14 protein-coding genes are annotated in these 12,452 nt (G+C 57.4%); 11 read left to right on the forward strand and 3 right to left on the reverse strand.

The annotated features are described in order from the left end of the window. The first annotated feature begins 38 nt into the window (after positions 1-38). The 9 genes from gap (at position 39) to yunB (ending at position 7,539) form a co-directional block, all read left to right on the forward strand. Positions 39-1,079, forward strand: coding sequence for a type I glyceraldehyde-3-phosphate dehydrogenase (gene gap, locus FPZ49_RS13190; protein WP_144847356.1), 1,041 nt, complete (start codon positions 39-41; stop codon positions 1,077-1,079). Next, on the forward strand, positions 1,055-1,240 hold the full coding sequence (locus FPZ49_RS13195; RefSeq protein ID WP_261381382.1) for a GapA-binding peptide SR1P: 186 nt from the start codon (positions 1,055-1,057) through the stop codon (positions 1,238-1,240). Before gap ends, FPZ49_RS13195 begins: the two co-directional genes overlap by 25 nt. Before the next feature lie 145 nt (positions 1,241-1,385). Further along, positions 1,386-1,862: a YhcH/YjgK/YiaL family protein gene (locus FPZ49_RS13200; RefSeq protein WP_144847358.1), complete on the forward strand. Its 477-nt coding sequence runs from the start codon at positions 1,386-1,388 to the stop codon at positions 1,860-1,862. Positions 1,863-1,897: 35 nt separating this feature from the next. Then, the gene (locus FPZ49_RS13205; protein ID WP_144847360.1) at positions 1,898-3,064 is read left to right on the forward strand and encodes a glycerate kinase; all 1,167 of its coding nucleotides are present in this window, start codon (positions 1,898-1,900) and stop codon (positions 3,062-3,064) included. Further along, positions 3,061-4,020: a D-2-hydroxyacid dehydrogenase gene (locus tag FPZ49_RS13210; RefSeq protein WP_144847362.1), complete on the forward strand. Its 960-nt coding sequence runs from the start codon at positions 3,061-3,063 to the stop codon at positions 4,018-4,020. The genes FPZ49_RS13205 and FPZ49_RS13210 overlap by 4 nt, the downstream gene beginning before the upstream one ends. A 162-nt stretch (positions 4,021-4,182) precedes the next feature. Then, a complete protein-coding gene (locus FPZ49_RS13215) occupies positions 4,183-4,947 on the forward strand; it encodes a hypothetical protein (protein ID WP_144847364.1) in 765 nt (254 codons plus the stop codon). Between the two features lie 15 nt (positions 4,948-4,962). Beyond that, on the forward strand, positions 4,963-5,433 hold the full coding sequence (locus FPZ49_RS13220; RefSeq protein WP_144847366.1) for a hypothetical protein: 471 nt from the start codon (positions 4,963-4,965) through the stop codon (positions 5,431-5,433). A 179-nt stretch (positions 5,434-5,612) separates the two neighbouring features. After that, entirely contained in the window at positions 5,613-6,632 is a 1,020-nt protein-coding gene (locus FPZ49_RS13225; protein WP_144847554.1) for a Gfo/Idh/MocA family protein, read from the forward strand. Between the two features lie 148 nt (positions 6,633-6,780). After that, positions 6,781-7,539: a sporulation protein YunB gene (gene yunB / locus FPZ49_RS13230; protein WP_261381383.1), complete on the forward strand. Its 759-nt coding sequence runs from the start codon at positions 6,781-6,783 to the stop codon at positions 7,537-7,539. A gap of 72 nt (positions 7,540-7,611) precedes the next feature. Here yunB and FPZ49_RS13235 read toward each other — a convergent pair whose 3' ends face one another. Further along, positions 7,612-8,712, reverse strand: coding sequence for a M23 family metallopeptidase (locus FPZ49_RS13235; RefSeq protein WP_261381384.1), 1,101 nt, complete (start codon positions 8,710-8,712; stop codon positions 7,612-7,614). A 116-nt stretch (positions 8,713-8,828) separates the two neighbouring features. Here FPZ49_RS13235 and larC point away from each other — a divergent pair, with 116 nt between their 5' ends. Further along, a complete protein-coding gene (gene larC / locus FPZ49_RS13240) occupies positions 8,829-9,311 on the forward strand; it encodes a nickel insertion protein (RefSeq protein WP_144847368.1) in 483 nt (160 codons plus the stop codon). 99 nt (positions 9,312-9,410) lie between these two features. Here the strand turns inward: larC and FPZ49_RS13245 are convergent, their stop codons facing one another. Next, positions 9,411-10,544 (reverse strand): LarC family nickel insertion protein, encoded by a 1,134-nt coding sequence (locus FPZ49_RS13245; RefSeq protein ID WP_144847370.1) that lies wholly within the window; start codon positions 10,542-10,544, stop codon positions 9,411-9,413. Then, positions 10,541-11,347, reverse strand: coding sequence for a nickel pincer cofactor biosynthesis protein LarB (larB, locus tag FPZ49_RS13250; protein WP_144847372.1), 807 nt, complete (start codon positions 11,345-11,347; stop codon positions 10,541-10,543). Before larB ends, FPZ49_RS13245 begins: the two co-directional genes overlap by 4 nt. Before the next feature lie 211 nt (positions 11,348-11,558). On the opposite strand from larB, the gene lipA reads away from it, so the two are divergent. Then, positions 11,559-12,434: a lipoyl synthase gene (gene lipA, locus FPZ49_RS13255; RefSeq protein ID WP_144847374.1), complete on the forward strand. Its 876-nt coding sequence runs from the start codon at positions 11,559-11,561 to the stop codon at positions 12,432-12,434. The last annotated feature ends 18 nt before the right edge of the window (positions 12,435-12,452 follow it).

Raw genomic sequence — 12,452 nt, forward strand, 5'->3', positions numbered from 1 at the left:
TAATCATGACGAGGACGATAAAGGAGGCAGAACGCGGCATGGTACAAGGTGGTGTAGGCATCAGTGGGATGGGGAGGATTGGCCGTCTTCTGGTTCGAGCGATCTTTTCAAAGCAGGAGCCGCTGCTTCCGCTCAAGGCGATCAATTGTATTTACCCGGTAGAAACGGTGGCGCATTTGCTGAAATATGACACGGTCCACGGCAGATGGGACGCGGACATTGCGGTTCGCGACGGGCAGCTGATACTGAACGGCCATTGCATTCAAGTGACGTTCGAGCGTCAGCCGGAGCGCATTCCCTGGAGCGAGCTCGGCGTAGAGCTGGTGATCGATGCCACGGGGCAGTTCAACGATCGGCAGGGCGCATTGAGGCATATCCAAGCGGGGGCTGCTCGCGTGTTGATCACGGCACCGGGCCAAGCGATGGACCTCACCGTCGTGATGGGGGTGAATGACCATGCCTACGATCCGGCGCAGCATCGTTTGGTCTCGGCTGCCTCCTGTACGACGAACTGTGTCGCCCCAGTGCTGCATCTGTTGGATCGCGCCTTCCAGGTGCAAAGTGGATGGATCACCACGGTGCATTCCTACACGTCGGATCAAAATCACTTAGACAATCCGCACAAAGATTTACGCCGAGCGCGCGCCTGTACGGAATCGATTGTACCTACAACGACCGGCTTCGGGAAAGCGCTTACGGATGTGCTTCCGCATCTTGCGCCGCATGTGCAGGGACTGTCATTGCGCGTGCCGACGCAGGATGTCTCGCTCGCTGACCTGACGGTGAAGGTTTCCCGCGAAACGACCGTGGAGGAAGTGCGGACGATGTTCCGGAGCGCAGCGGAAGGAAGCATGGGGGCATATGTGGGCTATACGGAGGAGCCGCTGGTGTCGGCCGACTATATCGGGTGTGCGCAATCGGCGGTAGTGGATGGAATTTCCATGATGGTCATGGGGAGTGAAATTAAAGTGCTGGCGTGGTACGACAACGAATGGGCCTACGCCAGCCGTGTAGTGGAGCTTGGACAGCTGATGATGGAAAGGGTGGGGAAACCATGGAAAGCACCGCTCGTCGTTTAAATCTGGGTGTTATTCTCTGCAAGCACTGCATGACGGTCATCGATACGATCGATTCGGAAAAAGTCACTACGTACTACTCCGACTGCCACGAACTGGAATGCTTCGAAAAAAGAGCGCGGCAATCGAGCCAAGCGGCGGATTCGAGTGAGTCCAGCGATTGAGCGAGGTACGGTTCAAATGCTGCTGTCGGATCGCCTAGGCGATCCGACAGCTTATTTTTTTTGAAGAATATTTTGACAAAATGCCAAGAAAGCGAGATGCTAAACAAGGGAACAAGTCCAACTAGGAATGAAAGGGTGAACTTCGATGATTTGGGGAGATTTACAGCACTGGGAGCAGGAAAAAGGCGCGTTCCATCCGGCACTGCAGCAGGCGGTCGAATGGCTTCGCACGAATGATCTCGAAACGATGGCTTTGGGACGCTACGACATTCAGGGCAGCGATATGTTCGCTATGGTTCAGGCGCCGGACACAGTGGTTCGATCCGAGCGGCTGTCGGAGCATCATGCGGTTTACTTGGATGTTCAATATTTGATCCAAGGTGAAGAGCTCATGGTGGTCGGCCGTCAAGATGCGAGCCATGCTTCCATCGATAATCAGCTGGCGGAGAATGATATCGCTTTCTTCAAGGACGTACGTCATGAGAACGAAATTTATTTGAAGCCTGGGATGTTCGTTATTTTATTTCCGAATGATCTGCACCGCCCGAATTGCAGTCCTGATGGCGGAACGGTGCTCAAGAAGGTCGTTATTAAAGTCAATAAATCGCTGCTAGGTTTGTAAGCGCTATTCCCACTGGAGAGGAGAGGGCGGCAATCATGAAATTCGTCATCGCCCCGGATTCGTATAAAGGAAGCTTGAGCGCAGTAGAGGTTGGCGAAACGATGGCTCGTGCCGTGCTTGCAGAGCTGCCGTTGGCGGAGGTGCGGGTCATCCCGATGGCTGACGGAGGCGAAGGCACGGTCGACGCTTTGGTAGGAGCGACGCATGGAAGCACGGTTGCCGTACAGGCTGTTGGGCCGATGGGAGAGCCGGTCGATACGTATTTCGGCGTACTCCCGATGGGTGAAGGCCATGCGCCGGTAGTGGTGCTGGAGGCGGCGAATATTTTTGGCCTGCCGATGGTGGCGCCGGAGCAGCGGAATCCGCTGTATACGACCTCCCGAGGGATGGGGGATGTGATTCGAGCGGCGCTCGATCAAGGGTACCGGCAGTTTGTTATCGGTCTTGGCGGCAGCTCCACCAACGATGGCGGGCTGGGCATGCTCAGCGCGCTCGGTGCGAGATTCACGGACCGGGACGGTACGCTTGCAGAGGGCTTCGGGCGGGAGCTGGCCACGCTGGCCAAGGCGGATTTGTCCGGCCTTGACCCGCGCCTCGGCGAATGCCGCTTGACCGTCGCCTGCGATGTGACGAACCCGCTGCTGGGACCGCAAGGCGCATCACACATCTTCGGACCGCAAAAAGGCGCGACACCCGAGCTGGTCCAGCACTTGGATCAGGCGCTTGGCGCTTATGCCGATCTGGTGGAGGGGCAGCTGTCCCTCAGCCTGCGTGAGCACCCGGGCGCGGGAGCTGCCGGAGGGCTTGGCTTTGCGTTGCTGGCTCTCGGAGCGAAGCTCGTGCCCGGAGCCGAGGTGGTGGAGCAAATGACCGGCCTGAAGCAGCAGATTGCTGAAGCCGATTGGGTGCTGACCGGGGAAGGCCGAAGCGACGGCCAAACCTTGTTCGGGAAGCTGCCCTTCCATGTGGCGCAAGTCGCGAAGGAAGCGGGCAAAGGCGCGATTCTTATCTCCGGCGGCTTAGGGGATGGGAGCGAGGCGCTGAATGCGCATTTTGCCGGCTGCTTCTCGATCGTGCGGGGACCGGCTTCGCTGCAGGCTTGTATGGAGGAAGCGGAGTTTAATTTATTCGAATGTACGCGCAGTGTGGTCCGGTTAATCGGCGTTGCGTCGCAACGCTCGTGTGGAGGCGAGCCGCGATGAACATTGTCGTTTTGGATGGGTACACGCTCAATCCCGGTGACTTGGATTGGGATGGGCTTCGTCAGCTCGGGGAGCTGGCCGTTTACGACCGCACCGCGCCGGAGCTGATCGTGGAACGGGCTGCAGCCGCTGACCTCGTGCTCACGAACAAAACGCCGTTGACAGCAGCCACCATCGGCGAGCTGCCGAGGCTGAAGTATATTGGCGTGCTGGCTACCGGCTACAACGTGGTCGACACGGCTGCCGCTGCGGCACGCGGCATTCCGGTGGCCAACGTGCCGACGTACGGCACGACCTCCGTCGCGCAGGCGGTATTCGCCCTGCTGCTGGAGCTGTGCCACCGGGTGCAGCTGCACAGCGATGCGGTGCATGCCGGCGATTGGACGCGCAGCCCCGATTTTTGCTTCACGCGCGCGCCGCAAATCGAGCTGGCCGGCAAGACGCTCGGCCTGATCGGCCTGGGCCGCATCGGCCTGCAGACGGCGAAGATCGCCGGCGCCTTCGGGATGCGGGTCGTCGCCGTGGGCAGCGGGCGCAGCAAGCCTCAGCCGGTGGAGGGCGTGGAGTGGGTGGAGCTGGACGAGCTGCTGGCGCGCTCCGACGTCGTCAGCCTCCACTGCCCGCTCACTCCGGCGACCGAGAAGCTGATCCAAGCGGAGCGGATCGCGCGCATGAAGCCGTCGGCGCTGCTGATCAACACGTCGCGCGGCGCCTTGATCCACGAGCAGGACTTGGCCGACGCCCTGAATGCCGGGCGGCTGGCCGGCGCAGCGCTCGATGTGCTGTCCGTCGAACCGCCTACGCCGGACAATCCGCTCCTCACGGCGCGGAACTGCGTGATCACGCCGCACATCGCCTGGGCGACGAAGGAAGCCCGCAGCCGCTTGATGGCGACGGCGGTGGACAACGCGCGCGCGTTTTTGTCCGGGCAGCCCGTGAACGTGGTGAACGGGTAGGCCTGACCTTGCCGCCTCGGCACCCAACACAGCCCCAAAAACCTAGCGGAGAAACTCGCCGCTAGGTTTTATTTTTCAGCGTATAAAAGCCGCCCAAAATGCGAAATTTAAAAATACCATGGAAACGTAAACCAGTTCCCACTCTCACGAGGTATACACCGCATGAAGAACAACGTGTCCCCCCGCCGAACTCGAGCGTACATTTCCGCGTTCACTACGACCCAGATCCACCTGCGCAATCCGTGGGTCGTGACGTTTTTTGCGTTTTCCTTCCCCGGCTTCGGCAACCTGCTGCTGCACCGCTATGCGAAGGCATTTACTCTCATCAGCTGGGAGGTGTTTATCAATACCCATGCCAAGGTCAATCTCGGCATCCTGTATTCGATGACCGGCCACTTCGCTAAGGCGAAGGAGGTGCTGGACCCGCGCTGGCTGATCATTTATGTGGGCATCTATATGTACTCGATCTGGGACGGCTATCGATCCACGATGGATATCAACAAGCAATTTTTGCTGGCGGATCATGAGAATGCAAAGCTGACCCCGAGCGTGATGAGCGCGTGGGATATCAATTTTTTGGATAAAAAGGCTCCGTTCGTCGCCCTCGCCTGGTCGCTGCTCGTGCCGGGGCTCGGCCATTTGTATATTCACCACATGATCACCGGGTTTTTCTTATTCGGCTGGACGATCGCCATTATGTATTTTTCACATATCCCGGAGGCTATCAATCTGAGCATGATCGGGGATTTTGCCGGGGCCAAAGCGGCGGTGGATATGCAGTGGCTGCTGTACCTGCCCTCCATTCTATGCTTCGTGTTTTACGATGCCTATGTGTCGACGGTAGAATCCAACAAGCTGTTTGAGCTGGAGCAAGTCCAGCATCTGAAGCAGCAGTATCAATCGCCTCAGTTTCAAATGCCAATCTAGTATGGAGTGGAAGCTGTGTATATCGTGGCCACCTTTGAGCAGACCATTTTTCTGGAACTCGTGATCGCGGAAGTAGAAAAAAGAGGCATTACGAAGCAGCACATTTTGGCGGTTCCCCTAAATAAACGGAGCGAGCCCCGCGTCATATCCGATTCGCTGCATCATGCGGATGGGTTCAGTATGGTCGATTTGGGCGCGATTCTCGGTACCGTGGGGATGCTGCTCGGGGCGATTTATGGTTTCGTGCTGGCGTGGGGGCCGATTATTTGGGGCATTATCGGTGCATTAAGCGGCTGCCTCATTGGTTACTTCGGCAAGTGGTTATGGCTGAAACGGAAGCATCTTGAAAACAAACCGATCACCTCCGAAACCGTGCTGCTCATCCAGTGCCCAGTGGAGCAGTGCGAAGTGCTGGAAAAGCTGCTGTGGGATCACCTCGCTCTAGGCGTGTCCAAGGTGGACGTCCAGCCGAGGCTGAACGCGTAATCGTATGGCACCCAAATGGAAAAAACGTGCGCTCGGCGTTAGCCGGGCTATTTGTTTTGTAAAGAGCACAATCGAATCCATTTTCGGCCAAATCGAATAATGAATTCGTGTGGAAAAGCAGCTAAGATAGGAATAGATCAACAATATCTTGGAAGGTGGGGCGTAAAACAATGAGCCCATTGAGCAAGCATAACGTCGTTGTAGCGGGTTGCGGCAGTATGGCTAGAACCTGGGTGGAGTACGCCACGAAGCGAGAGGACACCCGAATCGTCGGTCTCGTGGATATTCGGGAGGAGAGCGCCCGGGCTATGGCGGAACGGTACAGCCTGGATGTTCCCGTGTTTACCGACCTGGGACAGGCGCTGGAAAGCACGGGGGCGACCCTCGTCTTCGACATCACGATTCCCGAGAGTCATAAGCAGGTCGTCACGACGGCGCTGCGGCACGGCTGCAACGTATTCGGCGAAAAGCCGATGGCCGCGAACATGGACGAGGCCAGGGAGCTGGTGGCGCTCGCACAGCAGACCGGCAAGCAGTTTGCCGTGATGCAGAATCGCCGCTATCTGCCGCGGATCCGCGCCCTGCGGGAGACGATCAAGGCGGGTACGATTGGAACGGTGGGCACCGTGCATGCGGACTTTTTTATCGGGGCGCATTTCGGCGGCTTCCGCGACCTGATGGACAGTCCGCTGATCCTGGATATGGCCATCCATACGTTTGATCAGGCACGGTTTATTACCGGGGCGGATCCGGTCTCGGTGTACTGCCACGAGTTCAACCCGCCGGGCTCCTGGTACAAAGGCAACGCGTCGGCGATCTGCATCTATGAGATGAGCGACGGCTCGGTCTTCTGCTACCGCGGCTCTTGGTGCGCTGAAGGCTTCCGAACGCCGTGGGAGGCGGATTGGCGCGTGATCGGGACGAAAGGGACGGCGATGTGGGCAGGCGGCACGGATCCGGTCTGCGAGGTAGTGGATGAGGCGGCGGAGCCTGCGTTTCACCTGCCGTACAAGCGAATTGAGGTGCCCGTCACGTGGAGCGGACAAGAGGGGCACAAGGGCTGCCTCGACGAAATGTTCGCTTCACTCGAAGAAAGCCGGCCGGCCGAAACGGTGTGCACGGACAACATCAAGAGCATGGCGATGGTGTTCGGGGCGATCGAGAGCGCGAAGAAAGGCCAGAAAATCTCGCTAGTATAAAATAGTGCAAGGCGGCCTGCACCAAGGGTCGCCTTTTTGCTCGGTATGCTATCCAGCCTCCTCCACCCAAAAGGGGTGATGATGTCCGGCCAAGCCGCATATGCTGTAACGATGGCATGGCCATGCACCAGTGGAGGGAGGCGCGCACGTGCTGAAAAAACGCCGATGGAGAAGCGGCCCGACGGGCAAAAACCGGGTGAGACGGAATATCCTCATCGCGCTGGTCATCCTGCTGCTGTTTTTTATGCAGGGGTACATTTACATCGATAAAAACCTGAAAGAGCCGCTCACGAACTTGGCCCGCATCCGGCTGAAGCAGATCGCTACGGACTCCATCAACACGGCCATCTCCGAACGCATCGCGGAGACGACGAATTTCGAGAAGCTGATCGATTGGCGCCTGGACCGCAACGGCAAAATCAACGGCTTTTCGCTCAACTATGCGGAGCATATGAAAATTACGGCTGACACGATCCAGATTGTCAAAAATCAGCTGCAAAAGCTCGAGCAGGTCCCAGAGCATATTCCGCTCGGTCAGGCCATGAACAGCCCGCTGCTGGCGTCCTTCGGGCCGGATATCCCGATCCGTCTCGTACCGGCCGGCGCGGCGAAGGTCGACTTGAACACGAGGTACCAGAATGCCGGAATCAACATGATCATGGTCGAGGTGTACGTCCGCATTACGGTGGAGGTTAGCGTCATTATCCCTTTCGACTCCGAAACCGAGATGGTCGAGACGGAGCTGCCGATCTCGTATTCTCTCGTGGTGGGGGATGTGCCGTCGTACTATTTTGACGGAAAAGGCAATTCGGTCGGGCAGAACACCCCGCCTCCAGGCATCGCGCTGCCGCATGTCACGCCGGCTCCTAGCACCAGCACCACCCCGAACGCTGCGGAAAAAAAATAAACCCCGTTTCGGCGCTGTACAGCGCCGGCGGGGTTTTCCTGTTTATCGGCTACCACTTCATTGCCTTGGCGTTTATTTTTTGCTGCGGCGCATCCGTTCCTCGCGCTCCCACTTGCGCAAATGCGGGTACGGATCGAATGACCAGTCGGTTAAGCCGTTGTCGCGGTACAGCCCGTAATGCAGGTGCGGCGGGAATTTGCCGGAGGTTCCCGGCTTGCCGTAGCCCGAGCTGCCGACCCAGCCGATCACTTGGCCGGGCTTGACGATGTCACCTTGCTTGACCTCCTTTTTATTGAAACCGGACAAATGCGCGTAATAGTGGTACACATTGTTTAAATCTCGAATGCCGACGCGCCAGCCGCCGTACGGATTCCAGCCCATCACTTCAATGATGCCGTAGGTCGCGCTGCGCACGGGGATGCCGTGGCTGGCGAACAAATCCGTGCCCTCGTGAATGCGGTAGCCTCCCCAGCCCCGGCTTGCTCCCCAAGTGCTGCGGTACGTGTAGTCTGAGGTGAGCGGCATGACGAAGCAGTGCTCGTGCAGATCCAGCGTATCGAATTTTGCGTAGATTTGGGCAAATTCCTGAATCCGTTCCACACTGCGGGTGTTTTGATAATACTCCCACAAGCCGATGCGCAAATCTTCCTCCGCGCTGCCCCGTTTGAGCAAATACATCGCCATCGTGTACAGCCGGTCCAGATCGTTGCTGCGATCCGCGAGCCCGTCCCCCGAGCCGTCGCGTCCGATGCCGCCGAATAAGGCGATGCTTTGGATGTTTTGGTCCTCGTGATCCGGATTCATCATGCCGCACCAGCGCAGCTCGGTAAAATAAATGGCCACAATCCCTTCCGGCGCCGGACGTTTTTTGGCCAGATTGATGGTTCGCTCATATTGGTCGATCGCCGCTAGATAGTACCACGGCAGGCCGGTCAGCGCGCTGACCTTATCGAACAAATCTTTTCGCTCCGCAAACACCGCTTTGATTCCGCTCGGGTCTTTTGGTTTAGCGGGCGCAGGTGTAGGCGCTTTGGCTTTCGCTTGCTTTGAGGCAGGGGCCTGAAGGTCAGCTTCCGCCGCCGTTGCCTGAGTGCAAAATGGAGAACAGACGCCGCACGCTAGCAGTAGACCGCTCAGCGCAGCGACGAGCATTCGTGGTGGGAATGCAGCCATGAACTGGTTCCTCCTTGATGAGTGTCCCAACGATTGTCTGATACGGATAGCATGTACTGCGGATTCCCTTTTTATCCCGGCTTGATTTTGATATGATGCAGGTGGAGGGGATGTCCATGGCGTTCGAACACCGCGACGAACATATAGATGATGGAATGCTGCTGCTGCAGGCCAATATTGACGATATGAACCCGGAATATTGCTCTTACGTGTCCGATTTGCTCTTTGCTGAGGGAGCGAATGATGTGTACTGGGTGCCGATTATTATGAAAAAAGGCCGTCCAGGCGTCATGCTCAACGTACTCGTGGATGAAGCGGCTTCGGGGCGGATGGAGGACATTATTTTTCGGGAGACGACGACGCTGGGGCTTCGCTATCTGCGGGCTTCAGTCCACCGGCTCGGCCGGGAGTTTTACGAGGTAGAGACGGCGTGGGGGACGATTCACGTCAAAGCCGGCTTCCACCAAGGGAAGCTGGTGCAGTTTGCGCCGGAATTCAAGGAGTGCGAGCAGGCAGCCAAAACGCATGGCGTTCCGCTGAAGCAGGTGTATGACGAGGTGCGGCGCAAGTTTTTGGAGGAGCGAGTGAACGAAGGGTAGGGAAAAAGAAAAAGCGGTTCCGCTGGGTGGACTGATCCTGTCTAATAAACAGGGGTCAGTACACCCGAGGGGGACCGCTTTTTTTGCTGTGCGTCGGGCTTATTGCCGGATCGTCGGATGGTGATGATCCGGCCCGTCGCCTGATTTCGGATGAATCATCTTGAACCGTTCGTTCTTATGGTTGTGCGCATGATCGTGATTGTGGTCATGATCATGGTGCTTATGGTCGTGCTCATGCTCGTGATGGTGATGTCCGTGCTCATGGTCATGGTCATGGTCGTGGTGGTGTCCATGCTCATGGTGGTGGTCATGGTCGTGATGATGTCCATGCTCATGGTGGTGGTTATGGTCGTGATGATGTCCATGCTCATGATGGTGGTCATGATCGTGATGATGCCCATGATCGTGTTCATGATGGTGATGGTGATCCGGCGCATGGTGGTGTGCATGATCATGGCTGTGCTGGAAATCCTGCGGCGGCACCTGCCATTTATTCAAAAATGGATCCAGCTGTCCAACCACGGCACGCAGCACGTTCGGCTGATTCGGCAAATCCCGGGTGCCGGCGCCATACCCGATCGTCTCGACGATCATCGGCGGCAGGCCTTTAGCGAATTCGTCCGCCAGCCCGGACACGATGCCCGCACCGGTCGGCGTTGTCATTTCCATCGTGTAAGGCGTCGGTGCGACAGGCAGCCCGCGCATCATCTCCAGCGTGGCCGGAGCGGGAACGGGATAGATGCCATGGTCGCAGCGGACCGTACCGGAGCCCAGCGGCACTGGGGAGCTAATGATCTTCTCCACACCCAGCGAGTCGATCGCCAGGGCAACACCGATCACGTCGACGATGGAGTCGATCGCGCCGACTTCATGGAAGTGCACACGGTCAATCGGCGTGTTGTGGATTTTCGCTTCCGCAACGGCGATTTTTTCAAAAATCGCCAGGCTTAGCTTCACCACCCGCTCGTTAAAGCCGGCATGGTGGATGAGCTCCACAATTTCCGAGTAATGACGGTGATGCTTGGGCGGCGAATTCGGGTCGAGCACGACATCCATTTTCATCGAGGAAATGCCGCGTTTGTTCACGCGCTTCCACTCGAGGGAGAACGGCTCGATTCGGATTTTGCTCAGCTCGTCTTCAATATAAGTGCGGTCCGCACCGGCATCCACCAAGGCTGCCAGCGTCATATCGCCGCTAATCCCGGAGAAACAGTCCAAGTATAGTACCTTCATGCTTGTTCATCCCTCTTTAATTGATTTTTAAGGATAAGTGCAGCGTTATAGCCGGCCCCGAAGCCGTTGTCGATATTGACGACCGAAATGCCGGGAGAGCAGGAGTTAAGCATCGAGAGCAGCGCCGCGATGCCGTTAAAGCTGGCGCCGTAGCCGATGCTGGTCGGAACCGCGATGACGGGTACGGAAACTAGCCCGCCCATCACGCTGGCCAGCGCGCCTTCCATGCCAGCCGCGACAACGATGGCGCTCGCTCCGCGAATGACCGGCAGACGCCGGAACAGCCGATGAATACCCGCCACGCCCACGTCGAAGATACGCTCCACGCGGCAGCCCATCACTTCAGCGGTCACAGCCGCTTCTTCGGCGATCGGCACGTCCGATGTGCCTGCGCAGACGACTGCGATATAGTCGCCGCTCATTGCAGGCTTCACATCCTCACGAAGCCAGATCAGCGCCCGGGCATCCGCCCGGTAGGTCGCTCCCGGCACCTTGTCCAGCACGTAGGCGGCTTTGTCAGCGCTTACCCGTGTAGCCAGCACGCGGTCCGTTTGTGCCATCAGGCGTTCAAAAATCGCCGCAATTTGCTCTGCCGTTTTCCCCTCGCCAAAAATGACCTCCGGAAAGCCCGTGCGCTTCGCCCGCTGTGTATCGAGCTGCGCGTACCCTAATGAATCGTCGATGGCTTGACCAGCAGGCGCCTCCGTCTTGGCGGTTTCCTCCAGCAGCTTCTTCGCCTCTGAAATATCCAAATCGCCGGATGATACCAGCTTCAAAATATGCTCTAATTGCATACAGCCCATTCCTCCGGTTTCTGAAAGATGCGGATTTTGAATAACAAATGTAAGTGGAATAACTGGGAACGTTGTCCAAAGATAGTTTACCACATTTTATGATGGCAGACGAGAAGCAGAGGCGGAGTCTTTTTCTCCGGCTGGATTGTTCGCGCATTCATGATATAATAACGCTATGCGTAGTATTTAAAAGCAATAAGAAGAAAGCGGGGAAGCATCTATGGCTACTCGACCTATCGAACGAAAACCCGATTGGCTGAAGATCAAACTAACCACAGGGGACAACTATAAAGAGTTAAAAAATATGATGCGCGGCAAAACACTCCACACCGTCTGTGAGGAGGCCAAATGCCCGAACATACATGAGTGCTGGACGAATCGGACGGCGACGTTCATGATACTCGGCGATATTTGTACGCGGGCTTGCCGGTTTTGCGCTGTGAACACGGGACTGCCGACCGAGCTGGATCTTCAGGAGCCGGAACGCGTGGCAGAGGCCGTCGAGCAAATGGGACTTCGCCATGCGGTCGTCACGTCGGTGGCGAGGGATGATTTGCAGGACGGCGGGGCGATGATTTTTGCCGAGACGATCCGCGCGGTCCGACGCCGCAACCCGTTCACCGGGGTAGAGGTGCTGATTCCGGATTTTCAAGGCAGCGAGGAATCGCTTCGGGTGGTGCTGGCGGCGAAGCCGGATATTTTGAACCACAACGTGGAAACGGTGGAGCGGATGTCCGACAAGGTGCGGGCCAAAGCCAAATACGGCCGCTCGCTGGAGCTGCTGGAGCGCTCCAAGCGCATCGCGCCTTCAATCCCGACCAAATCCAGCATTATGCTGGGCGTGGGGGAAGAGTGGGACGAGATTTTGCAGACGATGGACGACTTGCGGGCGGTGGACTGCAATATCATGACCATTGGCCAGTATTTGCAGCCCAGCGTGAATCATTTGCCGGTGACGAAGTATTACACGCCGGAGCAATTTGCGGAGCTGAAGGAAGAAGGCCAGAAACGAGGGTTCCGACACGTCGAGTCCGGGCCTTTGGTACGCAGCTCATATCATGCGCATGATCAGGTGCAATCAGCGCAGCAGTCGTAATCATGGGGGGGGGCAGTT

The organism is Paenibacillus cremeus, assembly GCF_007786445.1.
Lineage (GTDB): Bacteria > Bacillota > Bacilli > Paenibacillales > NBRC-103111 > Paenibacillus_G > Paenibacillus_G cremeus.

Coding starts and splice junctions, on each gene's coding strand:
- gap (WP_144847356.1), top strand. CDS start 39: ATGGTACAAGGTGGTGTAGGCATCAGTGGGATGGGGAGGATTGGCCGT.
- FPZ49_RS13195 (WP_261381382.1), top strand. CDS start 1,055: ATGGAAAGCACCGCTCGTCGTTTAAATCTGGGTGTTATTCTCTGCAAG.
- FPZ49_RS13200 (WP_144847358.1), top strand. CDS start 1,386: ATGATTTGGGGAGATTTACAGCACTGGGAGCAGGAAAAAGGCGCGTTC.
- FPZ49_RS13205 (WP_144847360.1), top strand. CDS start 1,898: ATGAAATTCGTCATCGCCCCGGATTCGTATAAAGGAAGCTTGAGCGCA.
- FPZ49_RS13210 (WP_144847362.1), top strand. CDS start 3,061: ATGAACATTGTCGTTTTGGATGGGTACACGCTCAATCCCGGTGACTTG.
- FPZ49_RS13215 (WP_144847364.1), top strand. CDS start 4,183: ATGAAGAACAACGTGTCCCCCCGCCGAACTCGAGCGTACATTTCCGCG.
- FPZ49_RS13235 (WP_261381384.1), bottom strand. CDS start 8,712: ATGGCTGCATTCCCACCACGAATGCTCGTCGCTGCGCTGAGCGGTCTA.
- larC (WP_144847368.1), top strand. CDS start 8,829: ATGGCGTTCGAACACCGCGACGAACATATAGATGATGGAATGCTGCTG.
- FPZ49_RS13245 (WP_144847370.1), bottom strand. CDS start 10,544: ATGAAGGTACTATACTTGGACTGTTTCTCCGGGATTAGCGGCGATATG.
- larB (WP_144847372.1), bottom strand. CDS start 11,347: ATGGGCTGTATGCAATTAGAGCATATTTTGAAGCTGGTATCATCCGGC.
- lipA (WP_144847374.1), top strand. CDS start 11,559: ATGGCTACTCGACCTATCGAACGAAAACCCGATTGGCTGAAGATCAAA.